This window comes from Actinomadura scrupuli, assembly GCF_050971785.1.
GTDB classification, from domain to species: Bacteria; Actinomycetota; Actinomycetes; order Streptosporangiales; family Streptosporangiaceae; genus Actinomadura_E; species Actinomadura_E scrupuli.
The window spans coordinates 124,094-149,547 of record NZ_JBPCCU010000005.1; the positions used below are offsets into that span (position 1 = coordinate 124,094).

Sequence of the window (25,454 nt, forward strand, 5' to 3'; positions counted from 1 at the left end):
CGGACTGGCTCCTTGGGTAAGGCGGCGTCAGATGGCCCGCTGAAAGACGACGGCGGTGTTGTGCCCGCCGAAGCCGAAGGAGTTGTTGAGCGCGGCGATGGGGCCGTCGGGCAGCTTGCGCGGCTCGCCGCGCACGATGTCCAGGTCCACGGCGTCGTCGAGGTCGTCGAGGTTGGCGGTGGCGGGCACCAGGCCCTCGCGCAGCGACAGCACGGTGATGAGCGACTCCAGGGCGCCCGCGCCGCCGAGCAGGTGGCCGGTCATCGACTTGGTGCCGGTGATGCAGACCTTGGCGGCCGCCTCCTCGCCCAGCGCCGCCTTGATGGCGGCGAGCTCGGCGACGTCACCCTGCGGGGTGGCGGTGGCGTGCGCGTTGATGTGCACGATGTCCTCGGGCTGGAGACCGGCGTCCTTGAGCGCGCGCCGCATCGCCTTGGCCGCACCGGACCCGGTCGGGTCGGGCTGCACGATGTCGTGGGCGTCGCCGGAGTAGCCGGCACCCGCGGCGATGCCGTGGATCGTCGCGCCGCGGGCGAGGGCGTGCTCCTCCGACTCGAAGATCATTACGGCGGCGCCCTCGCCGAGCACGAAACCGTCGCGGTTCTTGTCGTACGGGCGGGAGGCCCGCTCGGGCTCGTCGTTGCGGGTGGACATCGCCCGCATGGCCCCGAAGGAGGCCATCTGCAACGGGTGGACGCAGGACTCGGTGCCGCCGGCGATGACCACGTCGGCCCGGCCACTGCGGATCATGTCGATGGCGTAGCCGATGCCGTCGGCGCTGGAGGCGCAGGCACTGACCATGGCGTGCACTCCGGCCTGGGCGCCGAACTCGATGCCCACCATGCCCGCGGCCCCGTTGGGCATCAGCATGGGGACCGTGAACGGCGAAACCCTCGACCAGCCCTTGTCCAGGAAAACGCTGTAGCTGTTGAGCGCGGTGTGCAGACCGCCGATGCCACTGGAGACGACCACGCCCAGCCGGTCACCGTCGACGGTGTCGCCCTCGTCGTCACCGTGCGCGTAGCCCGCGTGCTTCCAGGCCTCCAGCGCGGCGATCACGGCGATGGCCTCGTTGCGGTCCATCCGGCGCAGCCGGTGCTTGGGCAGCGCCTCCTCCGGCTCCACGGCGAGCTGCGCGGCGAAACGGACAGGAAGTTCTTCCACGCCCTCCCAGACAAGGGGGCGCACACCTGAGGCGCCGGCAAGCAGAGCCGACCAGGTGGAGGCGACGTCACCACCGAGCGGCGTGGTTGCGCCAAGACCAGTAATAACCACTTTGACCTGGTTAGTGCTCATAATCTTGCTCCTTGATTACTGGGGGGCCGGAAACGGCGCGCCGTCCGCACGAGCAGTCGGCGCGCCGCAACAGCACTTAGACGGTGAGGCCCTGAACGAAGCCGATGACGTCCTTGACGGTCTTGAGGTTCCGAAGCTCGTCGTCGGGGATCTCGACGCCGAACTTGTCCTGAGCCGCCACCGCGATCTCGACCATCGACAGCGAGTCGATGTCGAGGTCGTCAATGAAGTTCTTCTCAGGGGTCACCTCGGCCGCGGGGATACCGACGATCTCCTCGACGATCTCGCCGAGGCCGGCCAGGATCTCCTGCTCGGTGGCTGCCATGTTGTTATTTCTCCTTTGTTGTAAACGTTGGCCCGGTAAACGAGGGACCTATGGGATTTGGATGACTTGCGCAGCGTAGGTGAGACCCGCGCCGAACCCGATGATGAGGGCTGGTTCGCCGGACGGGACGTCGCCACGCTCGATCATGTGCGCCAAGGCCAGTGGGATCGACGCCGCGGAGGTGTTCCCGGAGTTGACGATGTCGTCGGCGACGACGGCGTTGTCCGCGCCCAGCTTGCGGGCGATCGACTGGATGATCCGCAGGTTGGCCTGGTGCGGGACGAAGGCCGCCAGCTCGGACGGCTTCACCCCGGCACGCTCGCAGGCCGCGAGCGCCACCGGGTGCAGCGCCGTGGTGGCCCAGCGGAAGACCCCCTGGCCGTCCTGCTGCAGGAAGGAGTTGCGGTCCTTGACCTCGATCTTGGACGCGTCGGCACCGGAACTGCCCCAGACCACCGGCCCGATGGACGAGGTGTCGGAGCCGGTCACGACCGCGGCGCCGGCCCCGTCGGCGAAGATGATGCAGTTGGCCCGGTCGGTCTGGTCGACCCACTGGGACATCTTCTCCGAGCCGACCACCAGCACGTTGCGGGCCGAACCCGAGCGGACGGCGTCGCTGGCGTTGGACAGCGCGTAGCAGAAGCCCGCGCACGCCGCGTTCACGTCGTACGCGCCCGGCGCCTGGATGGCGAGCCGGTGGGCGACGGTCGCGGACACGTTGGGGACGAGCGTCTCCGCCGAGCAGGTGGCCACGATGACCAGGTCGATGTCCTCGGCGCCCAGCCCGCTGGCCGCCAGCGCCTTGCCGCCCGCCGCGACGGCCATCTCGACGACGCCCTCGTCGGGCCCGGCGATGCGCCGTTCGGCGATGCCGACCCGGCTGCGGATCCACTCGTCGTTGGTGTCGATGGTCCGGGAGAGCTCCTCGTTGGTGACCACCCTGGTGGGCTGGTAGTCGCCGAACGCCAGGATCTTGGCCCCGGCCCGGCCGTCCGCGATGCGCAGGCTCACTGCGAACCTCCGTGGTTCGCGATCAGCTCACGGGCCTTGTCCAGGTCGTCGGGGGTCTTGAGGGCCAGTGTCTCCACACCCTTGAGGTCGCGTCGTGCCAGCCCGACCAGGGTTCCGGCCGGGGGGAGTTCGATGATCGCGGTGACGCCGAGCTCCCGCATGGTCTGCATGCAGGAGTCCCAGCGGACCGGTGAGCTGACCTGGTCGACCAGGCGGGCGACGTACTCGCGGCCGTCGGTGACCACGCTGCCGTCCCGATTGGACAGCAGGGTGAGGGCCGGGTCGGCGACGGGCAGACCCGGCGCCAGCAGGGCCAGGGCCTCGACCGCGGGCGCCATGTGCTCGGTGTGGAAGGCGCCGGCCACCGACAGCGGGCGCAGCCGCGCCTTCGCGGGCGGCTCCTCGGCGAACGCCGCGAGCTGCTCCAGCGTCCCCGCGGCCACGATCTGCCCGGCGCCGTTGATGTTGGCGGGTGTGAGGCCGTGCTTGTCGATGGCGGCGAGCACCTCGTCGGCGTCACCGCCCAGCACCGCGGTCATCCCGGTCTGCGTGACCGCGGCGGCCCCGGCCATCGCCCGCCCGCGCTCGCGCACCAGCACCAGGGCGGCCTCGGGTGAGAGCACGCCGGTGATGGCGGCGGCGGCCAGCTCGCCCACGCTGTGCCCGGCGACGACGTCGGGGGTGGCGTCCAGCGCCTGCGCGGCGGCGAGCGCGGCGGCTACCAGGAGTGGCTGCGCCACCGCGGTGTCACGGATCTCCTCGGCGTCCGGAGTGGTGCCGTAGTGCACCAGGTCGAGTCCTGTGACCGCGGACCACCAGGTGAGGCGGTCGGCGACGGCGGGCAGCTCGAGCCATGGCTCGAGGAATCCGGGCGTCTGGGCACCCTGGCCGGGCGCTGCGAGGAGAATCACGCTGCCCACCTTGCCCTGTGGGGGACCTACACCTCGATGCCGGTGACGACGAAGTTTCGGCACCCGGGTTTGTACGAGCTCTACAAGGCAAGGTAGCGGCGGTCGAAGACCTTTGCGTCAGATGACCGATCTCATAACGGACGGCCGGTTTCGCTGAAGCGGCCGAGGACCAGAGAGATCCGCAGTGCGAAGGCGTCGCGGGCGTCGGTGGGGGAGAGCCCGGTCAGCTCGCTCACCCGCCGTAGCCGGTAACGGACGGTGTTGGGGTGGACGAACAGCAGCCGGGCCGTGGCCTCCAGCGACGATCCCTGCTCCAGATAGGTGGTGAGGGTGTCGAGCAGCGGCGCACCGGCGGACTGCATCGGGCCGTACACCTCCTTGGTCAGGAAGCGGCGGGCGTCGGAGTCGCCGTCCAGGGCGCGCTCGGGCAGCAGGTCCTCGGCGAGCACCGGCCGGGGCGCGTCCGGCCAGCCCGACGCGGCCTTCAGCCCGGCGAGCGCCGCCTGGGCCGACGCCGTCGCGCCGTACAGATCCGGCACCGCGGGACCGACCACGACCGGTCCCGGCCCGCACTTGGCCGCGATCGGCTGGGCCGCCTCCAGCGGGTCCTCCGCACCGCCCACGATCACGATGACGCGGTCGCCCTGCACGCCGGCCAGCACGTCCACGCGGGCCCGCCGGCCGGCGAGCTGCATCTGGTCGATGGTGATCTCGGGCTCCTCGTCCTGCGAGGTGTAGCCGGCGATGACCACGACCGGCTTGGAGGACCAGCCGAGCGCCGCGGCCCAGGAGTGCATGCCGTCGTCGACCTCGCCGCGCAGCAGCGCGTTGACGACCAGCGCCTCCAGCCGGGCGTCCCAGGCGGCCCGCGTCTCGGCGAACCGGGCGTAGACCTGCGCGGCGCCGAAGGCGACGTCGCGGGTGTAACGGAGGATCGCCTCGCGCAACTGCGCCTCGCCGCCGGGCGCGGCCAGCTCGTCCAGCCGGAGCTCGACCACGTCGATGATGACCCGCACCAGGTCGATGGTCTGCTGCAGGCGGACCGCGCGCAGCAGGTCACGGGGCGCGGTGCCGAAGACCTCGCCGGCGATCGCCGGGCGGGTGTTCTCGGCGTTCTTGAACCACTCGACGAAGGCGGCGATGCCGGCCTGGGCGACCAGGCCGATCCAGGACCGGTGGTCGGGCAGCATCCGGCGGAACCACGGCAGCCGCTCCTCCATCTGGGCCAGCACCGTCGTGCCGAACGAGCCCATGGCCTGCTCGAGGCGCTTGGTGGTCTGTTCCCGGATGGCCGCTTCCTTTGTGGTGTCCACCAGAACAGAGTGCCATCTCGGCGGGCATGCTCCAGCGTCGCGGCCGTATGTCGGTGGTCTCCGCAGATGCGGATGGGTACGGTCGGACCGTGGATCCCGTCGAGGCACTGCGCCGGATCGCGTTCCTGCTGGAGCGCGCACACGAGCCCACCTACCGGGTGCGCGCCTTCCGCAAGGCCGCCGACCTGGTGGCGTCGCTGCCGCCGGAGGAGCTCGCCGGCCATCACCGCAACGGCACCCTCACCTCACTGCCCGGCATTGGGAAGGTCACCGCGCTGGCGATCTCGGAGGCGCTCGACGGTGAGGTGCCGGTCTACCTGCGCCGGATGGAGGCGGTCGAGGGAGAGCCCGTCGACGCGGCCGCCGCGGCGCTCCGTACGGCGCTGAAGGGCGACCTGCACACCCACAGCGACTGGTCCGACGGGGGCTCGCCGATCCGCGAGATGGCCGAGACCGCGCGCTCGCTCGGGCACGACTACCTCGCTCTCACCGACCACTCGCCCCGGCTGACCGTCGCCAACGGGTTGTCGGCCGACCGGCTGTCGCGGCAGCTCGACGTGGTCGCCGAGCTCAACGCGGAGCTCGCGCCGTTCCGGATCCTCACCGGCATCGAGGTCGACATCCTCGACGACGGCTCACTCGACCAGCGGCCGGACCTGCTGGACCGGCTCGACGTGGTGGTGGCCAGCGTCCACTCGAAGCTGCGCATGGACCGGGTGGACATGACCAGGCGCATGGTCGCCGCCATCGCCGACCCGCACGTCAACGTGCTGGGCCACTGCACCGGGCGCATCGTCAAGGCCGGCGGCAGGCGGGGCGGCCTGCGGCCCGAGTCGGAGTTCGACGCCGGCCTGGTCTTCGACGCCTGCGTGGCCTACGACGTCGCCGTCGAGATCAACTCCCGGCCGGAGCGGCTCGACCCGCCCAAGCGCCTGCTGCGGCTGGCGGTCGAGGCGGGCTGCCTGTTCTCCATCGACTCCGACGCGCACGCGCCCGGCCAGCTCGACTGGCAGCCGAACGGATGCGATCGCGCGGCGCGCTGCGGTGTGCCGGCGGAGCGGGTGGTGAACACGCGCACCGCCGACGACCTGCTCGGCTGGGCGCGTGCCAAGCGCTGAGCGCGGGGCCGGCCGGAAGAAGCGCGGGCCCGGAAGAAGCACGGGGCCGGCCGGAAGAAAAATGCGAAGTCGTCTCCGCCCCGACACGTCCGGGTAACAGCACGGAAACGGAACCGGGGCAACCTGGCAGTGTTACCGGCGAGTACCGGAGGTGCCCATGATTCTGCGGGTGCGGGTCAGCCTGCCCGACCGGCCCGGGTCGCTGGGCGGTGTGGCCGGGGCGATGGGTTTCGCCGGTGCCGACATCCTCCAGGTCGTGGTCCTGGAACGCACCAAGGAACGCGCGCTCGACGACTTCATCGTCACCTGGCCGCCGGGCTCCCCGGTCAGCTCACTGTGCGACGAGCTGACCGGGCTGCAGGGTGCCCAGGTCGTCGGGGTCTGGCACATCGGCGAGGCGCCCGGGGAGTCCGACGACGTCGCACTGGTCGAGCGGCTGGCCACCGACCCGGTCACCGGCCTGGCCGCGCTGGTCGAGGCGGTCCCCGCCATCTTCAGCGCGGACTGGGCGGTGCTGCTCGACGCCGGCGCGGTCGTCGGGGAGAGCCGCCGGGTGCCCGCGCACTTCGAGCCGCCGCGGCTGCGGGGTTCGGTCCCGCAGGTGTTCACCGCTGCGGACGGGACGCGCCTGGCCGCCGTGCCGCTGGACGACGACCGGTTCCTGCTGGCGGCGCGCGGCGTCGCGCCGCCGTTCCACCCCACCGAGGTGGAACGGCTGGCGCAACTGGTGGCGGTCGCCGCCACCGTCCTGGGGGTCCGCAGTCCCAGCACCGTCGGCTGAGGTCAGCCGGTCAGCGAGCAGGTGTTGGCCAGGTCGCCGGTGGCGGGCCGGGGGAGCGTGGCGTTCGGCGGCGGGGTCCGCCCCTGCGTGGTCCAGCCCTCCAGCGCGGTGAAGGCGCTGCGGAAGCAGGGCAGGATCGGGCGCAGCAGGCCGGGGTAGGCGTCGTACAGCCCGTCGACGTGGTTGCCGCCCTCGACGCGGTAGTAGCGCTGCAGCGCGCCGCGGCCCTGCGCGCGGACCAGGCCGGCGTAGCGGTCACCGGTCTCGCCGATGGGCAGCAGCGTGTCGAGGGTGCCCTGCAGGGTGATCAGCGGCCGTCCGATGCGGCCGGTGAGCGAGATCCGCTGGACCGCCTGGTGGACGGCGCGGGGGCGCGCGGCGTAGTCGTAGTCGGCGTCGCATGCCGGGGTGCCGGAGACGCAGAACGGCGTGCCCGCCTCGGTGGCGCCGTCGTAGCCGGGGTCGAGCTCCTCCCGGTAGATCCGCTGGGTGAGGTCCCAGTAGACCTGGTCGTGGTAGGCCCACAGCGGCTCGGACCCGGCCGGGAAGCCCGCCGCGACGATGGCGTCGTGCGCCGTCGCGTCGCCGTTCGCGGCGTACGCGGGGTAGGCGCGCAGCACCGGCGGCAGGAACGTCAGCAGGTTCGGCCCCTCGGAGCGCCACAGGGTGCCCTCCCAGTCGAGACCGCCGGTGTAGAGCTCGGGCCGGTTCTCCAGCTGCCAGCGCACCAGGTAGCCGCCGTTGGAGACGCCCGCGGCGTAGGTCTGCCGGGCCGGCCGGCCGTACCGCCTGGCCACCACGGCCTTCGCGGCCCGGGTGAGCTGGGTGACCCGGGTGTTCCACTCGGCGATGGCGTCGCCGGGCCTGTCGCCGTCCTGGTAGAACTGGGCGCCGCTGTTGCCCTTGTCGGTCGCGGCGTAGGCGTAGCCCTGGGCCAGGACCGAGTCGGAGATGGTGAAGTCGTTGGCGTACTGCCGCCGGACGCCGGGGGTGCCGGCGACGACGAGGCCGCCGTTCCAGCGCTCGGGCAGCCGGATCACGAACTGGCTGTCGTGGTTCCAGCCGTGGTCGGTGTTGAAGGTGGAGTCGTCGGGGAAGTAGCCGTCGAGCTGGATGCCGGGCACTCCGCTGGGGTTGCGGGCGCCGGCGGGCTGCAGGCCCGCCCACTCGGCCGCGATCGAGTGCCCGGAGCCGACCGTCCCCGCGGTGGTCAGGTCCCCGAGGCAGGCGGAGATGAGCTTCTCCGCGCCGGGGACCTTGATCCGGTCGATGCCCGCGCAGGTCGCGGCGTGGGCGGGAGAGGCCGGTCCGAGCAGCGCCGTCCCGGTGACGATGCAGGCCGCGGTGGCCAGCAGCTTACGGATACGTGGCATGGGGGCTCCTGGGTGGGTGGGAAGGACTGCCGTCATGGTCCTGATCGGGAGTGACCCGGGCCACGTCCGCCGCTCCCACTTTCGCCGGGGCCGCCATGTCCGCCGCCGCCATATGTCCCCGCCTCACCTCACCGGCACGGGAGCGGGCGTCTCGCCGGGAAGGAGCAGGGGCGCGCCGGTGGCCGCACGGACCTCCCCGGGGGTGAGGCCGGGGGCGACCTCGGCCAGCACCAGACCGGCCGGGGTGACGTCGATGACGGCGAGATCGGTGATGATGCGGTCCACGACGCCGCGCCCGGTCAGCGGCAGCGTGCACTCCTCCACGATCTTGTGCGAACCGTCCCGGGCCAGGTGCTCCATCAGCACGATGACCCGCCGGGCGCCGTGCACGAGGTCCATCGCCCCGCCCATCCCCTTGATCATCTTCCCGGGGATCGTCCAGTTCGCGAGGTCCCCGCGGGCGGAGACCTGCATGCCGCCGAGGATCGCCGCGTCCAGCCGGCCGCCGCGGATCAGCCCGAACGACAGCGCCGAGTCGAAGAACGACGCCCCGGCCAGCGTGGTGACCGTCTCCTTGCCCGCGTTGACCAGGTCGGGATCCTCCTCGCCCTCGTAGGGGTAGGGGCCCACGCCCAGCACGCCGTTCTCGCTGTGCAGCGTCACCTCGACGCCGGCCGGCAGGAGGCCGGGCACCAGGGTGGGCAGCCCGATGCCGAGGTTGACGTAGGAGCCGTCGGTCAGCTCTCGGGCGGCGCGGGCGGCCATCTCGGTACGGGTCAGCGCCATCAGGAGGCCTCCTGTACGGGTCGGGGCGAGGTCGTCTTCTTCTCGATCCGCTTGGCGACCGGGCCCACCGGGACGACCCGGTCCACGAAGATCCCGGGCAGGTGGATCCGGTCCGGATCGAGGTGTTCCACGAGCGACTCGACCTGCGCGACCGTCACCCGGGCGGCCATCGCGGCGAGCGGGTTGAAGTTGCGCGCCGAGGAGTGGAAGACCAGGTTGCCGTGCCTGTCCCCCTCGGCCGCGTGCACGAGGGCGAAGTCGGTGGTGATCGCCTCCTCGAGGACGTACTCGCGCCGTCCGAACTCGCGTACCTCCCGCGCGGGGGAGGCCACCGCCACTCCGCCGTCCGGGCCGTACCTCCAGGGCAGGCCGCCGGTGGCGATCTGGGTGCCCACCCCGGCCGGGGTGTAGAACGCGGGGATGCCGCAGCCGCCGGCCCGCAGCCGCTCGGCGAGCGTGCCCTGGGGCACCAGCTCCACCTCGAGCTCACCGGAGAGGTACTGCCGGGCGAACTCCTTGTTCTCGCCGACGTAGGAGCTGGTCATCCGGGCGATGCGGCCATCGGCCAGCAGCACGCCCAGCCCGTGGTCGTCGACGCCGCAGTTGTTGGAGACCACGTGCAGGCCCGTCGCGCCCTGCTCGCGCAGGGCGGCGATCAGCTCCATCGGGATGCCGCACAGGCCGAACCCGCCGACGGCCAGCGACGCCCCGTCGGGAACGTCGGCGATGGCGGCCGCGACCGATGTCACCACCTTGTCCATGTGTCACCTCCGTGTGAGCGTCCGCCTGCCGGATCAGGCGAGCCGGACGAAGGGTGACCGTACGGAACCGGACGCCGCGGTTCCTACGTGGTGGCCCCACATATCCTCCCGAGCCCGCGTGTGATCCGGCCCTGAGCTGCGGTGGATGTGGGCCGGGACCGTACGGCGGGCCGTGAATGTGTGACCACGCCACATGGAACCGGCCTCGGGGCCGTCTTAGTGTTCCGCGTCACATGGCCCCGGCCCGTCAGGCCTCTCGGCCGGACGCCACCGAACGGACACAGGAGGACGCGCATGGACGGTCCTGTTCTCAGAGCACAGGGCCTGGTCAAAGAGTTCAGGGGTTTCCGCGCCGTCGACGAGGTGGACCTGGAGGTCACCGCCGGCACCGTGCACGCGCTGGTCGGGCCGAACGGGGCCGGCAAGACGACCCTGTTCAACCTGCTGACCGGGTTCCTCAAGCCCACGGCCGGGAGCATCCTGCTCGGCCACCGGGACTTGGCCGGCAAGCGCCCCGAACAGGTCGCCCGGCTGGGCGTCGCCAGGTCCTTCCAGATCACCAGCCTGTTCGCGCAGCTGACCCCGCGCGAGCACGTCGAGCTGGCACTGCAGAGCGGCACCAGCCTCGGCTGGCGGTTCTGGCGCTCGGACAGGGCGCTCGACCGGTTCGCCGGCCGGGCGATGGAACTGCTCGACCAGGTGGGCCTGGCCGGCCACGCCGGCATCGCCGCGGGCACCCTCGCCTACGGCCGCAAGCGGGCCCTGGAACTGGCCCTGGCCCTCGCCCTCGACCCCAAGGTGCTGCTGCTGGACGAGCCGACGGCGGGCATGGGCGTCGAGGACATCGAGCGGACCGTGGAGCTGGTCGGCCGGGTCCGGGAGGGCCGGACCGTCGTCATGGTCGAGCACAACATGAGCGTCGTCTCCACCCTGGCCGACCGGGTGACCGTGCTGCAGAACGGCCGCGTGCTGGTCGAGGGCCCGTACGCCGAGATCCGCCACGACCCCCGGGTCATCAGCGCCTATCTGGGAGACGCCCATGCTCACGGTTGAGAAGCTCTCCGCCTGGTACGGCGAGGCCCAGGTCCTGCGCGAGGTGTCGCTGGAGGTCGCCGAGGGCGAGATCGTCACCCTGGTCGGCCGCAACGGCGCGGGCAAGACCACGCTGCTGCGCTGCGTCATGGGCCTCCACGACCGCGCCCAGGGCAGCGTCGGCTTCCGCGGTGACGACGTCACCGGGCTGGTCACCCACCGCCGGGTACGGCGCGGGCTCGGCTACGTCCCCGACGACCGCGGCATCTACGCCACGCTCTCTGTCGAGGAGAACCTCACCCTGCCGCCGGCGGTGGGCCCGGATCCGTGGTCGCTGGAGCGGGTGTACGAGACGTTCCCCCGGTTGCGGGAGCGCCGCAAGTTCCCCGGCACCAAGCTGTCCGGCGGCGAACAGCAGATGCTCGCCCTCGCCCGGGTGCTGCGGACCGGTGCCCGGCTGCTGCTGTGCGACGAGCCCACCGAGGGGCTGTCCCCACTGATCGTCCAGCAGATCGGCGACATCCTCCGCGAGGTCAAGCGGCAGGGCGTGACGGTGCTGCTCATCGAGCAGAACGTGCACTTCGCCGCGACCGTGGCCGACCGTCACTACCTGCTCGCCGAGGGCCGCGTCGTCGAGTCCCTGGACAACGACGAGATGCGCGAACGCGAGCACGAGCTCCTCGACTACCTCGGAATCTGAACCCGCATTCGAACCCACCCAAGGAGAAGACCATGAATGCCTTCGGACGTACGGCCGTACTCGCGGTCACCGGAGCACTGCTCGCCGGCTGTGCGGGCGGACCCGGCGGGGGCGGGGGGAAGATCAGCGACGGCAAGGTCGTGCTGGGCGTGCTCAACGACCAGTCCGCGATCTACGCCGACCTGTCCGGCAAGGGCAGCGTCGAGGCCGTCAAGATGGCGGTCGCCGACTACAAGGCCAAGTACGGCGACAAGGCCGTGGCCAAGACGATCGACGTGCTCTCCGCCGACCACCAGAACAAGCCGGACATCGCCAACACCAAGGCCCAGGAGCTCTACGACCGGCAGAAGGCCGACGTGATCCTGGACGTGCCGTCGTCGGCCGCCGCGCTCGCGGTCGCCAACATCGCCAAGGCCAAGAAGAAGGTGTTCTTCGACGTCGGCGCCGCCACCACGGCGCTGGAGGGCGCGCAGTGCAACAAGTACACCTTCCACTACGGCTACAACACCTACATGCTGGCGCACGGCACCGGCGACACGGTGACCAAGGACGGCTCGAAGAACTGGTACATCGTCTACCCGGACTACGCGTTCGGCCAGGACATGAACAAGAACTTCACCACCGCGGTGAAGAGCGCCGGCGGCACCGTCATCAAGAGCGACCCCACGCCCTACCCGAACGACAACTTCTCCACGTTCCTGCTGAAGGCCCCGGGCCTCAGCCCCAAGCCGCAGGTGCTCGGCACCATGCAGGCCGGCGGTGACCTGGTCAACCTGGTGAAGCAGTACAACGAGTACAAGCTGCGCGACAAGGGCATCGGGCTCGCGGTCGGGCTGATGTTCATCACCGACATCCACTCCCTCGGCTCGGACGCGCTGGCCGGCACCAAGTTCACCGACGCGTGGTACTGGAACGCCTCGCCGGAGAACCGCGCCTGGGCCGACAAGTTCCAGGCCAAGACCGGCAAGCGGCCCACCTTCCCGAACGCCGCCAACTACTCCGCGGCCATGCAGTACCTCGAGGCGGTGCAGCGCGGCGGCACCGACAAGTCCGACACCGTGGTCAAGCAGCTCGAGGGCCTGAAGTTCAACGACCCCTTCGCGCACAACGGGACCATCCGGGCGCAGGACCACCTGCTCCTGCACGACGTGTCCCTGGCCCAGGTGAAGCCGTCCAGCGAGGTCACCGAGCCCTGGGACTACGAGAAGATCCTCAAGACCATCCCGGCCGACCAGGCCTTCCAGCCGGCCGACCCCGGCTGCAAGCTGTAGGGGCGGCCATGCTGCAACAGGCCTTCAACGGGCTGGTGGGCGGGGCGTTCTACGCCCTGCTCGCCCTCGGCCTCGCCGTCATCTTCGGCATGCTCGGCGTGGTCAACTTCGCCCACGGCGCCTTCTACATGCTGGGCGCGTTCGGGGCGTACGTCCTGCTGGACTCCTTCGGCGTGAACTTCTGGCTCGCGCTGATCCTGGTCCCGATCGTGCTGGGCCTGGGCGGGGTCGTGGTGGAACGGCTGTTCATCCGGCGGCTGGCCCCGCTCGACCCGCTCTACAACTTCCTGTTCACCTTCGGGCTCGCGCTGATCCTGCAGGACCTGGTGAAGCGGGAGTACGGGGTGCAGTCCCAGCCCTACCCGCGCCCCACCCAGCTCGCGGGCTCGATCGACCTCGGGCTGTTCTCCTACCCCGCCTACCAGGTGTTCGTGCTGGCCGTCTCGGTCCTCGTCTGCGCCGTCGTCTGGGTCGTGCTGACCCGTACCCGCGTCGGCATGATCGTCCGGGCGGCCACCGAACGGCCGGAGCTCACCCGGGCGCTCGGCATCGACGTCGCCCGGTGGGTGACCCCGGTGTTCGGGTTCGGGATCGCGCTCGCCGGCCTGGCCGGAGTGCTGGCCGCGCCGATGCGCGCGGTCAACCCGCTGATGGGCGGCGACCTGATCATCACCGTCTTCGCCGTCGTGGTGATCGGCGGGCTGGGCTCGATCTTCGGCTCGGTCGCGGCCGGGTTCGGCATCGGGCTGATCTCCGCGCTCGGCAACCTGTACGTGCCGGCGCTCTCCCAGACCCTGGTCTTCATCCTCATGGCCGTCGTGCTGCTCTGGCGCCCGGCCGGCCTGTTCGGACGAGAGGAGGCACTCCAGTGATCTTGTCCAGGCTGGCCGCACGACCCGTGCTGCTGGCGATCGGAGTCCTGGCGGCCCTCGCGCTGCCGTGGATGGTGTATCCGCCGGTCGCGATGGACATCGCCTGCTGGGCGCTGTTCGCCGCCGCCGTCGATCTGCTGCTCGGCTTCACCGGCCTGCTGTCCTTCGGGCACGCCGCCTTCTGGGGGAGCGCCGCCTACGTCTCCGGGCTCATCGCCCTGCACTCGGGGCTGCCGTTCCCGGTCGCGGTGCTCGGCGGCGCGCTGTTCGCCGCGGTGCTGGCCGTGCCGATCGGCTATCTGTCGGTACGGCTGCGCGGCATCTACTTCGCGATGGTCACCCTGGCCTTCGCCCAGATGGTCTACTTCGTGGTCAACCAGTGGCGGGACGTGACCGGCGGGGAGAACGGGCTCCAGGGGGTGCCCAGGGAGCTGTTCGGGATGGACCTGTCCGACCCGTTCATCTTCTACTACACCGGCCTGCCGCTGGTGCTGATCGGCCTGTTCGCGGTCTGGCGGATCGTCCGCTCGCCGTTCGGCCGGGTGCTGGTCTCGATCAGGGACAACCCCGCGCGGGCCCAGGCCCTGGGATACCCGGTCGACCGGTACAAGCTCCTGGCGTTCGTGCTGTCGGCGGGCCTGTCGGGACTCGCCGGCGGGCTGTTCTCGATCAGCCACGGCTTCGCCTCGCTGCAGGACGTCTACTGGACCACCTCCGGCCAGGTCGTGATGATGGTCGTGCTCGGCGGCATCGGCACGCTGTGGGGCGGCGCCCTCGGCGCGGCTCTCGTGGTCGAGCTCAACGACTACCTGGCCACCGCCGGCTTCCAGGAGATCGGCATCGTCACCGGCGGCATCTTCGTGGTCATCGTGCTGGTCTTCCGCCGCGGCATCTGGGGCACCGCCCGTGACCTGATGGAGGCCCATTCGGGTCGGCACCGACCCGCGCCGTCCGCCGTCCCACCGGCGGCCGACGGCGCGCCCGGGCGACTGAGCACACCCGCATAGGAACAGGAGCACTGCTGTGGTTTCAACGAGCGTGACCGCGCAGCCGTTGATCAACCTGGATCTGACCGGCCGCCGGGCACTGGTCACCGGCGGGGCGAGCGGGATCGGCCGGGCCTGCGCGGGACGGCTCGCCGTGGCGGGTGCGAAGGTGACCATCGTCGACGTCCGGGCCGACCTGGCCCGGACCGCGGCCGAGGAGATCGGCGGCTCCTACGTGGTCGCCGACCTCTCCGACATGGCGGTGGTCGACACGCTGGACTGCGAGGTCGACATCGTGGTGAACAACGCCGGCTTCCAGCACGTGGCGCCGGTGACCGAGTTCCCGCCGGACACCTTCGCGGAGATCCTCCGGATCATGGTGGAGACCCCGTTCCGGCTCAGCCGCCGCGCGCTGCCCGGCATGTACGAGCGCGGCTGGGGCCGGATCGTCAACCTCTCCTCGGTGCACGGGCTGCGCGCCTCCCCGTACAAGGCGGCGTACGTGACCGCCAAGCACGCGCTGGAGGGGCTCTCCAAGGTGATCGCCCTGGAGGGGGCCGAGCACGGGGTGACCTCCAACTGCGTCAACCCGGCGTACGTGCGGACACCGCTGGTGGAGCACCAGATCGCCGACCAGGCCAAGGCGCACGGGCTGGAGCCGGACCAGGTGATCGATCAGATCATGCTGGCCAGGGCGGCGATCCGGCGGCTCATCGAGCCCGACGAGGTCGCCGAGCTGGTCGCCTATCTCTGCACCCCCCAGGCCTCGATGATCACCGGCAGCTCCCTGTCGGTCGACGGCGGCTGGACAGCGCACTGACAATGGGCCCTATGACCTGCGCAGTCTTTCTCGAGCTGCTCGCCAGGGAGGCCTCCCCGGTCGAGTTCGAGGCGCCGCTGCTGGAGGCCCGCGCCGCGGGCGTCCCGGCGGAGGTGCTGGAGGAGCTCGAACGCACCAAACTGGCCGCCCTGCGGGTGCGCACGCTCCTGGAGCGCCGCGCCCGCAGGGAGGCCGAGCTGTCCGCGCTCTTCGACACCGCCGGTGACCTGGCCGCGCTGCGCGACGTCGACGCGGTGCTGGAGGCCATCGTGCGCCGGGCCCGCCGGCTGCTGCACGCCGACATCTCCTACATGACGCTCAACGACGACGAGCGCGGCGACACCTACATGCGGATCACCGACGGGTCGGTCTCGGCGGCGTTCCGCGCCCTCCGGCTGCCGATGGGGGCCGGGCTCGGCGGACTGGTCGCCCAGACGGCCACCCCGTACACCAGCGCCAGCTACCCCGACGACGAGCGCTTCCGGCACACCACCGACATCGACACCGCGGTCAAGGAGGAGGGGCTGGTCGCGATACTCGGCGTCCCCATGCGGCTGGGCACCCGGGTGATCGGCGTCCTGATGGCGGCCAACCGCAGCGCCCGGCCGTTCGCCCAGGAGGAGGTCACGCTGCTGGCCTCGCTCGCCGCGCACGCCGCGGTCGCGATCGACAACGCCCGGCTGCTGGAGGAGACCAGGACCGCGCTGGACGAGCTGAGCGCCGCCAACGAGCTGATCCAGGCCCGCAGCGCCGGGGTGGAGCGCGCGGCGCAGGCGCACGACCGCATGACCGCGCTGGTCGTCCGCGGTGGGGGAGTGGAGGACGTGGCGGCCGTCGTGATCGACGTGCTGGGCGGCGCGCTGGCGGTGCTCGACGCCGACGGCCGCCGGCTGGCCGCCGTCGGCCCCGTGGGGGAGCTGGACGAGGCCGAGGTGGCCATCGCGGCCGGTGCCTCCCGGTCGCTGGGGCGCACGGTCCAGCGCGGCGAGCTGTGGGTGACCACCATGGCGGCCGGCGCGGAGACGCTCGGCACCCTGGTGCTGCGGACCACCGGCGAGGTGTCCGCCACCGACCAGCGGATCCTGGAACGCGCCGCCCTCGTCACCGCGCTGCTGCTGCTGTTCCGGCGCAGCGTCGCCGAGGCGGAGGGCCGGGTGCGCGGCGAGCTGCTCGACGACCTGCTCACCGGCAGGGTCACCGACGCCGAGGCGCTGCGCGGCCGGGCCCGGCTGGTCGGCGTCGACCTCGCCTCCCCGCACGTGCTCGTGGTCGCCCGGCACGGCGGCGACCGGCAGCGCGCCGCGTTCTGGGCGGCCTCGCACGCGGCGGTGGAGCACGGGCTGGTGGCCGCCCGTAGTGGCGAGACCGTCCTGCTGCTGCCGGGCGGCGACCCCGGGACCACCGCGCGGCGGGTGGCCAGGGAGCTGGGCGCCTCGCTCGGCATCCCCACGACCGTGGGCGCCGCCGGGCCGGTGCGCGACACGGCCGCGGTGGCCGACGCCTACCGGGAGGCCCAGCGGTGCGCGGAGGCCCTGCTGTCGCTGGGCCGCTGCGGCGACGGGGCGAGCTCGGACGAGCTGGGCTTCGTCGGCCTGCTGATCGGCGACGGCCGGGACGTCGCGGGCTTCCTGTCCGGTGTCCTCGGCGCGGTGCTCGACTACGACGAGCGCCGCGGCACCGCCCTGGTGCAGACCCTGGAGACCTACTTCGGCGCGGGCGGCAGCCTGTCCAAGGCCGCCGAGCGCCTGCACATCCACGTCAACACCGTCACCCAGCGGCTGGACCGGGTGAGCCAGCTGCTGGGCACGGACTGGCAGGCCCCCGAGCGCGCCCTGGAGCTCCAGCTGGCCCTGCGCCTCAGCCGTCTCCGTACCGCCACCGGCGACTGAGGCGCACCGCCCGCCCGCCGGATCACCGGGAGGCGGCGGCCGTCGCGGGCTCCGGCGGCGGGGAGGGGACGCGGGCCGCCGGTCGTACATAATGCGGCTGTGGACCGGCGCACCCGGCAACGTCTCGGACTGAGCGGCTGTTATCGTTAACATAGTCCCTGGTGAAGCGCGGGAGACCGGTCCACGGCATCGTGCACGCACCCCGAGCGTGCTGCATCTTCCGAGTGAGGTTACGAAGTGGACAAGCGTGAGCCGGCGATGACCGACGTTGCGCGTCTCGCGGGGGTGTCCCACCAGACGGTGTCCCGGGTGCTCAACGGCCACCCGAACGTCCGTGAGCAGACCCGCCTCCGTGTCCGGGCGGCGATCACCGAGCTCGGCTACCGGCCCAACCGGGCGGCACGGGCGCTCGTCACCGGCCGGTCGCAGCTCCTCGGCGTGGTGGCGCAGAACACCACGCTCTACGGCCCTGCCTCCCTCCTCGCCGCGTTCGAGCTGGCGGCGGCCGAGGCGGGATTCGCCGTGAGCGTCGGCAGTGTCGCCACGCTCGATCGCCCCTCGATCTCCGAGGCGGTCGAGCGGCACCTCGACCAGCGCGTCGCGGGCATCGTGGTGATCGCGCCGGTCGCCTCGGCGAACGAGGCGCTCGCGCACATCCCCACCGGCGTGCCGCTGGTCGCCATCGACGGCGACCCCGCGAGCGCCAGCGCGCTCGTCACCGTCGACCAGGTCGCGGGCGCGAGCGAGGCCACGCGCTTCCTGCTGGACGCCGGCCACCCGACCGTCTGGCACGTGTCGGGCCCCGCCGAATGGTTCGACAGCGCCGGGCGCATCGAGGGCTGGGAACGCACGCTGCGGGCGGCGGGCGCCGAGGTGCCGCCGATCGTGGCGGCGGACTGGAGCGCGGCCTCGGGATACCAGGCCGGGCTGATGCTGGCCAGGATGCCCGAGGTCACCGCGATCTTCGCGGCCAACGACCATCTCGCGCTCGGCATCCTCCGCGCGATGAGCGAGCGGGGCAGGCGGGTGCCGGACGAGATCAGCATCGTGGGCTTCGACGATGTCCCCGAGGCCGCCTACTTCATCCCGCCGCTGACCACGATCCGGCCCGATTTCGGCGCCGTGGCGAAGGAGACGCTGTCCCTGCTGCTCGGTCAGATGGAGATCGGCCGGCCCGTGGCCGAACGCCACACCATCGCGCCCGCGCTCATCGTCCGCGACAGCGTGGCCGCGCCGCCCGGCTGACCCGCGGCGCCACCCGCCCGTCTCCGGGCGTTCTCGTTAACACGCTGTGCGCCCGCGTTACGAAAATGTTGCGGCGAGGTATTGACGAGGGGAATGTTAGCGATAACACTCGTCTACCAGGTTGCTCTGCGAGCCGCCCCGAATCCGCCCGGCTCCCGCCGGCGTAATCCCCGTCCCCGATGAAGGTGTCCACCTATGCCGATCGATCCGTCCGACGCCCTCGTGGTGGGAGTCGACTTCGGGACGCTGTCCGGACGAGCCGTGGTGGTGCGGGTCGGTGACGGCGCCGAGCTGGGCAGCGCGGTGCACGAGTACCGCCACGGCGTGATCGACCGCGTACTGCCCTCCTCCGGCGAGCGGCTGCCGCCCTCCTGGGCCCTGCAGGTCCCGTCCGACTACATCGACGTCCTGCGCACCGCGGTGCCGGCGGCGATCGAGGCGGCGGGCGCGGACCCCCGCGACGTCGTGGGAGTGGGCACCGACTTCACGGCCTGCACGATGGTGCCGACCACGGCGGAGGGGGTGCCGCTGTGCGAGCTCCCGGAGTTCGCCGCCGACCCGCACGCCTACGTCAAGCTGTGGCGTCACCACGCCGCACAGGGCCAGGCGGACCGCATCAACGCCCTCGCCGCCGAGCGCCGGGAGGCCTGGCTTCCCCGCTACGGGGGGCTGATCTCCTCGGAGTGGGAGTTCGCCAAGGGCCTGCAGGTCCTGGAGGAGGCTCCGGAGGTCTACGCGGCGATGGAGCACTTCGTCGAGGCCGCCGACTGGATCGTCTGGCAGCTGACCGGCCGGTACGTCCGCAACGCCTGCACCGCCGGGTACAAAGGGATCTACCAGGACGGCGCCTACCCGTCGGCGGACTTCCTGCGCGGCCTCAACCCCGGCTTCGAGGGGTTCGTCCGCGACAAGCTGGACCGCCAGATCGGCCGCCTCGGTGACCGGGCCGGCGGGCTGTCGGCCCGCGCCGCGGAGTGGACGGGTCTTCCCGAGGGCATCGCGGTGGCGGTCGGCAACGTCGACGCCCACGTCACCGCGCCCGCCGCGCAGGCGGTCGAGCCCGGGCAGATGGTCGCGATCATGGGCACCTCGACCTGCCACGTGGTGAACGGCACCGACATGCGCGAGGTGCCGGGGATGTGCGGCGCCGTCGACGGCGGGATCGTGCCGGGCCTGTGGGGCTACGAGGCGGGGCAGAGCGGCGTCGGCGACATCTTCGGCTGGTTCGTCGACCACTCGGTGCCCGGCGAGTACCACGAGCGGGCCCGTGAGCTCGGCATCTCCGTCCACGAGCACCTCACCGAGCTCGCCGGCCGGCAGCGGATCGGGGAGCACGGGCTGATCGCGCTCGACTGGCACAGCGGCAACCGGTCGGTGCTGGTCGACCACGAGCTCTCCGGGCTGGTGCTCGGGCAGACCCTCGCCACCCGCGCCGAGGACGTCTACCGGGCGCTGATCGAGGCGACCGCCTTCGGCACCCGGACGATCATCGACGCCTTCCACCAGGCGGGGGTGCCGGTCACCGAGCTGGTCATCGCTGGTGGTCTGCTGCGCAACGCGCTGCTGATGCAGATCTACGCCGACGTGACCGGCCTGCCGCTGTCCACCATCGGCTCCGAGCAGGGGCCGGCGCTGGGCTCGGCGATCCACGCCGCGGTGGCCGCCGGCGCCCACCCCGACATCCGTGCGGCGGCCGCGGCCATGGGCTCGGTGCGGCACGGCGTCTACCGGCCGATCCCGGAGAACGTCGAGGCCTACGAGCGGCTGTTCGCCGAGTACACCGCGCTGCACGACTACTTCGGCCGCGGCGGCAACGACGTCATGCACCGGCTCAGGGCGGGGGCGCGCGAGAGCACCTCCGCCGCCACGACACAGGAAGGCCAGGAGTAGATGTCGGTCACCTCCCACGTACGGGACACGATCAGCGGACTGCGCCGCACCGTCGCCGAGCTGCACGGCGAGCTGACGCGGTACGGGCTGGTGGCGTGGACCGCGGGCAACGTCTCCGCCCGGGTGCCCGGCGAGGACCTGATGGTCATCAAGCCGTCGGGGGTGTCCTACGACGAGCTCTCCGCCGACACCATGGTCGTCACCGATCTGCTCGGGAACCTGGTCGACGGCGACCTGTCCCCGTCGTCCGACACCGCGGCGCACGCCTACGTCTACCGGCACCGGCCGGAGACCGGCGGCGTGGTGCACACGCACTCGCCCTACGCGACGGCGTGGGCGGCACGCGGCGAGCCGATCCCGTGCGTCCTGACGATGATCGCTGACGAGTTCGGCGGCGCGATCCCGGTGGGGCCGTTCGCCCTCATCGGGGACGACTCCATCGGCCGCGGCATCGTGGAGACCCTGCGGGAGAGCCGCTCTCCGGCGGTCCTGATGCGCAACCACGGTCCCTTCACCGTCGGCGCCGACGCCCGGGCCGCCGTCAAGGCCGCCGTCCTGGTGGAGGACGTGGCCCGCACCGTCCACCTCGCACGCCAGCTCGGGCCGACCGGCGAGATCTCCCCGGCGGACGTCGACAGCCTCTACGCCCGCTACCAGAACGTCTACGGGCAGGCCTGATTCCGTGATCTCTGGAGGAGAGCACCCCATGTCATCCGTCACGAAGTCCCAGGTCTGGTTCCTGACCGGCAGCCAGCACCTGTACGGGCCGGACACGCTCGACGAGGTGGCCCATCAGTCGCAGCAGATCGGGCGGATGCTGGCCGACTCGGGCCGGATCTCCGCGGAGATCGTCTGGAAGCCCGTGCTCACCGACGCGGTCGCGATCCGCACGGTGATGCAGGAGGCCAACGCCGATCCCTCGTGCATCGGCGTGATCGCCTGGATGCACACCTTCTCGCCGGCGAAGATGTGGATCACCGGGCTGGACGTGCTGCGCAAGCCGCTGCTGCACCTGCACACCCAGCTCAACGCGGCACTGCCCTGGGCGTCCATCGACATGGACTTCATGAACCTCAACCAGGCGGCGCACGGCGACCGCGAGTTCGGGTTCATCCAGACCCGGCTCGGCGTGGCGCGCAAGACGGTGGCCGGTCACGCCTCCGACCCCGGGCTGGCCGCGCGGATCGACGACTGGGCCCGGGCGGCCGCGGGGCAGGCGCACCTGCGCGGCCTGCGGCTCGCCCGCTTCGGCGACAACATGCGTGACGTCGCGGTCACCGAGGGCGACAAGGTCGAGGCGGAGCTGCGGTTCGGCGTCTCGGTGAACACCTACGGCGTCAACGACCTGGTCGAGGTGGTCGACGCGGTCGCCGACGCCGAGGTGGACGCGCTGGTCGTCGAGTACGCCGACGCCTACCGGCTCGCGCCGGACCTGGCGCGAGGGGAGTCGCGCCACGACTCGCTGCGCTACGCCGCCCGCATCGAGCTCGGCCTGCGGCACTTCCTGACCGAGGGCGGTTTCGGGGCCTTCACCACCAACTTCCAGGACCTGGGCGGCCTGCGCCAGCTCCCCGGTCTCGCGGTGCAGCGGCTCATGGCCGAGGGGTACGGCTTCGGCGGCGAGGGCGACTGGAAGACCTCCGCGCTGCTGGCCGCGATCAAGGCCATGGGCACCGGGACCGGCCGGGGCACCTCGTTCATGGAGGACTACACCTACCACTTCGGGCCGGGCGAGCCGAAGATCCTCGGCGCGCACATGCTGGAGGTGTGCCCGAGCATCGCCGCCGCGCAGCCGTCCTGTGAGATCCATCCGCTCGGCATCGGAGACCGCGAGGATCCGGTCCGGCTGGTCTTCGACGCCGCTCCCGGCGCGGGGGTGGTGATCGGCCTGGCCGACCTGGGCGACCGCTTCCGCCTGGTGGCCAACGAGATCGAGGTCGTGCCGCCGGACGAGCCGCTGCCGAACCTGCCGGTCGCGCGGGCGGTATGGAAGCCCGCGCCCTCGCTGGGCACCTCGGCCGAGTCCTGGCTCACCGCGGGCGGCCCGCACCATACCGTGCTCACCCAGGCCGTCGGCTCGGCTACGCTGCGGGACTTCGCGCAGATGGCGCACACCGAGCTGGTGTTGATCGACGACCGCACCACCACCGCGGACTTCGATGATCGGCTGCGCTGGAACCACGCCTACCACCGGCTCGCCCAGGGCCTGCCCGGCTGGAGATGACCCGGCCGCGCCGCCTCCGGCGACCCGGCTTCCTTTCACACCGCACGTCCGTGCCGCACCCGGCATTCAAAGGAGAGAACATGAAATTCACCCGGTTGGCCGCGGTGGGTGCGACCATCGCGCTCGCCACGGCCCTGAGCGCCTGTGGCTCGTCCACCAAGTCGGTCGACGAGAAGGCCAAGCCCGGCAGCGGTAGCGGCGCGCTCGTCGGCGTCACCATGCCCACCAAGTCGTCGGAGCGGTGGATCCACGACGGCGACAACATCAAGACGGCGCTCCAGAAGCAGGGATACAAGGTCGACCTGCAGTACGCAGAGAACGACATCCCGACCCAGGTCAACCAGATCGAGAACCAGATCACGCAGGGCGCCAAGCTGCTGATCATCGCCTCGATCGACGGCACCGCCATCACCAGCCAGCTCCAGGAGGCCGCGGACAAGAAGATCCCGGTCATCGCCTACGACCGGCTGATCCGCAACAGCCCGAACGTCGACTACTACGCGACGTTCGACAACTTCAAGGTCGGCGTCGAGCAGGCCACCTCGCTGCTGGTGGGTCTCAAGCTGAAGAACGCGGACGGTTCGGACGGCACGGCCAAGGGGCCGTTCAACGTCGAGCTGTTCGCCGGGTCGCCCGACGACAACAACGCCACGTTCTTCTTCAACGGCGCCATGTCGGTGCTCAAGCCGTACCTCGACAAGGGGACGCTGGTCGTCAAGAGCCACCAGACCGACTTCAAGACCGTGGCCATCCTGCGCTGGGACCCCGCCACGGCCCAGAAGCGCATGGAGGACATCATCACCACCACCTACAAGAGTGGTGTGAAGGTCAACGGCGTCCTGTCGCCCTACGACGGCCTGTCGATCGGCATCCTGTCCGCGCTGAAGAGCAACGGCTACGGCACCGCCGGGCAGCCATATCCTGTGGTCACCGGCCAGGACGCCGAAGTGGCCTCGGTGAAGTCGATCATCGGCGGTGAGCAGTACTCCACCGTCTTCAAGGACACCCGTGAGCTCGCCGCGGTGACCGTGAAGATGGCCGACACCGTCCTCAAGGGCTCCAAGCCCGAGGTCAACAACACCAAGGACTACGACAACGGCAAGAAGGTCGTCCCGTCCTTCCTGCTCCAGCCGGTCATCGTCGACAAGACCAACTACCAGAAGCTCCTGGTGGACTCCGGCTACTACACGGCCGCCCAGCTGGGCTAGCCCCATCTCCGCACCCCGCCGCCGTCTGGGGCGGCGGCGGGGCGCGGCCCACGCCTCCGGGCACACAGGACCGACAGGGGGCACGGCACCGGTGAGGAGACTGCACGCATGACCGACGACATCCTGCGGATGAGCGGGATCACCAAGACCTTTCCCGGCGTCAAGGCGCTCCAGGAGGTCAGCCTCTCGGTGCGCCGCGGCGAGATCCACGCGATCTGCGGCGAGAACGGCGCGGGCAAGTCGACCTTGATGAAGGTGCTGTCCGGCGTCTATCCGCACGGCTCCTACGACGGGGAGATCCGCTTCGACGGCGAGCTGTGCGAGTTCTCCGGCATCCACGACAGCGAACAGCGCGGCATCGTGATCATCCACCAGGAGCTGGCGCTCTGCCAGCAGCTCTCGATCGCGGAGAACATCTTCCTCGGCAACGAGCGGTCCACCCGCGGCCTGATCGACTGGAACCGGACCAACCACGAGGCGGCGGCCCTGCTCGCCCGGGTGGGCCTGGACGAGGACCCGGTGACCCCGGTGCTCGACATCGGCGTCGGCAAGCAGCAGCTGGTCGAGATCGCCAAGGCGCTGTCGAAGAAGGTACGGCTGCTGATCCTGGACGAGCCGACCGCCGCGCTCAACGACGACGACTCCGCGCACCTGCTCGACCTGCTGCGGGGCCTGCGCGACGAGGGCATCACCTCGGTGATCATCTCGCACAAGCTCAACGAGATCGCGGAGATCGCCGACTCCATCACGATCATCCGGGACGGCCGCACGATCGAGACGCTCGACATGCGCCGCGACGAGGTGACCGAGGAGCGCATCATCTCCGGCATGGTCGGCCGCGACCTCTCCGACCGCTTCCCGCCGCACGAGCCGGACATCGGCACCGAGGTGCTGCGGATCGAGGACTGGACCGTCCACAGCCCGACCCAGCGCGACCGGGTGGTCGTCTCCGGCGCGGGCCTCACGCTGCGCCGCGGTGAGATCGTCGGGCTGGCCGGCCTCATGGGCGCGGGCCGCACCGAGCTGGCGATGAGCGTCTTCGGCCGGGCCTACGGGAAGAACATCTCGGGCCGGATCATCAAGGACGGCAAGGAGATCCACCTCCGCTCGGTCCAGGACGCGATCAGCCACGGCATCGCCTACGTCACCGAGGACCGCAAGCGCTACGGGCTCAATCTCATCGAGGACATCAAGCGCAACATCTCCGCCGTCGGCCTCGGCAAGCTGGCCAAGCGCGGAATGGTCCACGAGAACGAGGAGTACCGCGTCGCCAACGAGTTCCGCACCAGCCTGAACATCAAGGCGCCCAGCGTGCTCACCACGACGGGCACGCTCAGCGGCGGCAACCAGCAGAAGGTCGTGCTGGCCAAGTGGATCTTCACTGATCCGGACGTGCTGATCCTCGACGAGCCCACCCGCGGCATCGACGTCGGCGCCAAGTACGAGATCTATTCGATCATCAACCGGCTGGCCGAGGAGGGCAAGGCGGTCCTGCTCATCTCCTCGGAACTGCCGGAGCTGCTGGGGCTCTGCGATCGCATCTACGCCCTCTCGGAGGGCCGCATCACCGGCGAGGTCGCCCGCTCGGAAGCGACCCAGGAACGCCTCATGCAGTACATGACCAAGGGACAGGAGTAGCGTC

The 25,454-nt window shown here is 71.2% G+C and carries 23 protein-coding genes; 15 read left to right on the forward strand and 8 right to left on the reverse strand.

The annotated features are described in order from the left end of the window. Positions 1-27 precede the first annotated feature (27 nt). From ACRYCC_RS23180 to ACRYCC_RS23200, 5 genes are all read right to left on the reverse strand, one after another. A complete protein-coding gene (locus ACRYCC_RS23180; protein ID WP_433815247.1) occupies positions 28-1,296 on the reverse strand; it encodes a beta-ketoacyl-[acyl-carrier-protein] synthase family protein in 1,269 nt (422 codons plus the stop codon). Positions 1,297-1,372: 76 nt separating this feature from the next. Beyond that, entirely contained in the window at positions 1,373-1,621 is a 249-nt protein-coding gene (locus tag ACRYCC_RS23185) for an acyl carrier protein (RefSeq protein WP_433815249.1), read from the reverse strand. Positions 1,622-1,669: 48 nt separating this feature from the next. Further along, positions 1,670-2,626, reverse strand: coding sequence for a beta-ketoacyl-ACP synthase III (locus ACRYCC_RS23190; RefSeq protein WP_433816041.1), 957 nt, complete (start codon positions 2,624-2,626; stop codon positions 1,670-1,672). Between the two features lie 2 nt (positions 2,627-2,628). Beyond that, the gene (locus ACRYCC_RS23195) at positions 2,629-3,543 is read right to left on the reverse strand and encodes an ACP S-malonyltransferase (protein WP_433815251.1); all 915 of its coding nucleotides are present in this window, start codon (positions 3,541-3,543) and stop codon (positions 2,629-2,631) included. A gap of 131 nt (positions 3,544-3,674) precedes the next feature. Beyond that, positions 3,675-4,856, reverse strand: coding sequence for a PucR family transcriptional regulator (locus ACRYCC_RS23200; RefSeq protein WP_433815253.1), 1,182 nt, complete (start codon positions 4,854-4,856; stop codon positions 3,675-3,677). Positions 4,857-4,945: 89 nt separating this feature from the next. On the opposite strand from ACRYCC_RS23200, the gene ACRYCC_RS23205 reads away from it, so the two are divergent. Beyond that, a complete protein-coding gene (locus ACRYCC_RS23205) occupies positions 4,946-5,974 on the forward strand; it encodes a PHP domain-containing protein (RefSeq protein WP_433815254.1) in 1,029 nt (342 codons plus the stop codon). Between the two features lie 157 nt (positions 5,975-6,131). Beyond that, entirely contained in the window at positions 6,132-6,755 is a 624-nt protein-coding gene (locus ACRYCC_RS23210; protein WP_433815256.1) for an ACT domain-containing protein, read from the forward strand. A 2-nt stretch (positions 6,756-6,757) separates the two neighbouring features. Here the strand turns inward: ACRYCC_RS23210 and ACRYCC_RS23215 are convergent, their stop codons facing one another. The 3 genes from ACRYCC_RS23215 to ACRYCC_RS23225 all read right to left on the reverse strand — a co-directional run bounded on the left by ACRYCC_RS23215 (position 6,758) and on the right by ACRYCC_RS23225 (position 9,675). After that, positions 6,758-8,128 (reverse strand): tannase/feruloyl esterase family alpha/beta hydrolase, encoded by a 1,371-nt coding sequence (locus tag ACRYCC_RS23215; RefSeq protein WP_433815257.1) that lies wholly within the window; start codon positions 8,126-8,128, stop codon positions 6,758-6,760. Between the two features lie 123 nt (positions 8,129-8,251). Continuing rightward, entirely contained in the window at positions 8,252-8,914 is a 663-nt protein-coding gene (locus tag ACRYCC_RS23220) for a 3-oxoacid CoA-transferase subunit B (RefSeq protein ID WP_433815259.1), read from the reverse strand. Then, positions 8,914-9,675, reverse strand: coding sequence for a CoA transferase subunit A (locus tag ACRYCC_RS23225; RefSeq protein WP_433815261.1), 762 nt, complete (start codon positions 9,673-9,675; stop codon positions 8,914-8,916). Before ACRYCC_RS23225 ends, ACRYCC_RS23220 begins: the two co-directional genes overlap by 1 nt. A gap of 294 nt (positions 9,676-9,969) precedes the next feature. Here ACRYCC_RS23225 and ACRYCC_RS23230 point away from each other — a divergent pair, with 294 nt between their 5' ends. The 13 genes from ACRYCC_RS23230 to mmsA all read left to right on the forward strand — a co-directional run bounded on the left by ACRYCC_RS23230 (position 9,970) and on the right by mmsA (position 25,450). Beyond that, positions 9,970-10,728, forward strand: coding sequence for an ABC transporter ATP-binding protein (locus ACRYCC_RS23230; protein ID WP_433815263.1), 759 nt, complete (start codon positions 9,970-9,972; stop codon positions 10,726-10,728). Continuing rightward, on the forward strand, positions 10,715-11,407 hold the full coding sequence (locus ACRYCC_RS23235; RefSeq protein WP_433815264.1) for an ABC transporter ATP-binding protein: 693 nt from the start codon (positions 10,715-10,717) through the stop codon (positions 11,405-11,407). The genes ACRYCC_RS23230 and ACRYCC_RS23235 overlap by 14 nt, the downstream gene beginning before the upstream one ends. A 32-nt stretch (positions 11,408-11,439) precedes the next feature. Beyond that, positions 11,440-12,678: an ABC transporter substrate-binding protein gene (locus ACRYCC_RS23240; protein ID WP_433815266.1), complete on the forward strand. Its 1,239-nt coding sequence runs from the start codon at positions 11,440-11,442 to the stop codon at positions 12,676-12,678. 8 nt (positions 12,679-12,686) lie between these two features. Beyond that, positions 12,687-13,550, forward strand: coding sequence for a branched-chain amino acid ABC transporter permease (locus ACRYCC_RS23245; RefSeq protein WP_433815267.1), 864 nt, complete (start codon positions 12,687-12,689; stop codon positions 13,548-13,550). Continuing rightward, positions 13,547-14,557 (forward strand): branched-chain amino acid ABC transporter permease, encoded by a 1,011-nt coding sequence (locus tag ACRYCC_RS23250; RefSeq protein WP_433815268.1) that lies wholly within the window; start codon positions 13,547-13,549, stop codon positions 14,555-14,557. The genes ACRYCC_RS23245 and ACRYCC_RS23250 overlap by 4 nt, the downstream gene beginning before the upstream one ends. A 16-nt stretch (positions 14,558-14,573) precedes the next feature. After that, positions 14,574-15,356: a 3-hydroxybutyrate dehydrogenase gene (locus tag ACRYCC_RS23255; protein WP_433815270.1), complete on the forward strand. Its 783-nt coding sequence runs from the start codon at positions 14,574-14,576 to the stop codon at positions 15,354-15,356. A gap of 11 nt (positions 15,357-15,367) precedes the next feature. Further along, positions 15,368-17,245, forward strand: coding sequence for a helix-turn-helix domain-containing protein (locus tag ACRYCC_RS23260; RefSeq protein WP_433815272.1), 1,878 nt, complete (start codon positions 15,368-15,370; stop codon positions 17,243-17,245). A gap of 258 nt (positions 17,246-17,503) precedes the next feature. Next, a complete protein-coding gene (locus ACRYCC_RS23265; RefSeq protein WP_433815274.1) occupies positions 17,504-18,490 on the forward strand; it encodes a LacI family DNA-binding transcriptional regulator in 987 nt (328 codons plus the stop codon). A gap of 195 nt (positions 18,491-18,685) precedes the next feature. Continuing rightward, positions 18,686-20,380, forward strand: coding sequence for a ribulokinase (gene araB / locus ACRYCC_RS23270; protein WP_433815276.1), 1,695 nt, complete (start codon positions 18,686-18,688; stop codon positions 20,378-20,380). After that, positions 20,381-21,058 (forward strand): L-ribulose-5-phosphate 4-epimerase, encoded by a 678-nt coding sequence (locus ACRYCC_RS23275; protein WP_433815277.1) that lies wholly within the window; start codon positions 20,381-20,383, stop codon positions 21,056-21,058. Between the two features lie 28 nt (positions 21,059-21,086). Continuing rightward, a complete protein-coding gene (gene araA, locus ACRYCC_RS23280) occupies positions 21,087-22,604 on the forward strand; it encodes an L-arabinose isomerase (RefSeq protein ID WP_433815279.1) in 1,518 nt (505 codons plus the stop codon). An 80-nt stretch (positions 22,605-22,684) separates the two neighbouring features. Beyond that, the gene (chvE, locus tag ACRYCC_RS23285; RefSeq protein ID WP_433815280.1) at positions 22,685-23,812 is read left to right on the forward strand and encodes a multiple monosaccharide ABC transporter substrate-binding protein; all 1,128 of its coding nucleotides are present in this window, start codon (positions 22,685-22,687) and stop codon (positions 23,810-23,812) included. A gap of 108 nt (positions 23,813-23,920) precedes the next feature. Beyond that, positions 23,921-25,450 carry a multiple monosaccharide ABC transporter ATP-binding protein gene (gene mmsA / locus ACRYCC_RS23290; RefSeq protein WP_433815282.1) on the forward strand — a complete coding sequence of 510 codons (1,530 nt, stop codon included), beginning with the start codon at positions 23,921-23,923 and terminating at the stop codon, positions 25,448-25,450. Positions 25,451-25,454: the final 4 nt, after the last annotated feature.

Bases quoted from the DNA above. Each gene is read 5' to 3' on its own strand.
- ACRYCC_RS23180 (WP_433815247.1), bottom strand. From the start codon at position 1,296: ATGAGCACTAACCAGGTCAAAGTGGTTATTACTGGTCTTGGCGCAACC.
- ACRYCC_RS23185 (WP_433815249.1), bottom strand. From the start codon at position 1,621: ATGGCAGCCACCGAGCAGGAGATCCTGGCCGGCCTCGGCGAGATCGTC.
- ACRYCC_RS23210 (WP_433815256.1), top strand. From the start codon at position 6,132: ATGATTCTGCGGGTGCGGGTCAGCCTGCCCGACCGGCCCGGGTCGCTG.
- ACRYCC_RS23215 (WP_433815257.1), bottom strand. From the start codon at position 8,128: ATGCCACGTATCCGTAAGCTGCTGGCCACCGCGGCCTGCATCGTCACC.
- ACRYCC_RS23220 (WP_433815259.1), bottom strand. From the start codon at position 8,914: ATGGCGCTGACCCGTACCGAGATGGCCGCCCGCGCCGCCCGAGAGCTG.
- ACRYCC_RS23225 (WP_433815261.1), bottom strand. From the start codon at position 9,675: ATGGACAAGGTGGTGACATCGGTCGCGGCCGCCATCGCCGACGTTCCC.
- ACRYCC_RS23230 (WP_433815263.1), top strand. From the start codon at position 9,970: ATGGACGGTCCTGTTCTCAGAGCACAGGGCCTGGTCAAAGAGTTCAGG.
- ACRYCC_RS23235 (WP_433815264.1), top strand. From the start codon at position 10,715: ATGCTCACGGTTGAGAAGCTCTCCGCCTGGTACGGCGAGGCCCAGGTC.
- ACRYCC_RS23240 (WP_433815266.1), top strand. From the start codon at position 11,440: ATGAATGCCTTCGGACGTACGGCCGTACTCGCGGTCACCGGAGCACTG.
- ACRYCC_RS23245 (WP_433815267.1), top strand. From the start codon at position 12,687: ATGCTGCAACAGGCCTTCAACGGGCTGGTGGGCGGGGCGTTCTACGCC.
- ACRYCC_RS23260 (WP_433815272.1), top strand. From the start codon at position 15,368: ATGACCTGCGCAGTCTTTCTCGAGCTGCTCGCCAGGGAGGCCTCCCCG.
- ACRYCC_RS23265 (WP_433815274.1), top strand. From the start codon at position 17,504: ATGACCGACGTTGCGCGTCTCGCGGGGGTGTCCCACCAGACGGTGTCC.
- araB (WP_433815276.1), top strand. From the start codon at position 18,686: ATGCCGATCGATCCGTCCGACGCCCTCGTGGTGGGAGTCGACTTCGGG.
- ACRYCC_RS23275 (WP_433815277.1), top strand. From the start codon at position 20,381: ATGTCGGTCACCTCCCACGTACGGGACACGATCAGCGGACTGCGCCGC.
- araA (WP_433815279.1), top strand. From the start codon at position 21,087: ATGTCATCCGTCACGAAGTCCCAGGTCTGGTTCCTGACCGGCAGCCAG.
- chvE (WP_433815280.1), top strand. From the start codon at position 22,685: ATGAAATTCACCCGGTTGGCCGCGGTGGGTGCGACCATCGCGCTCGCC.
- mmsA (WP_433815282.1), top strand. From the start codon at position 23,921: ATGACCGACGACATCCTGCGGATGAGCGGGATCACCAAGACCTTTCCC.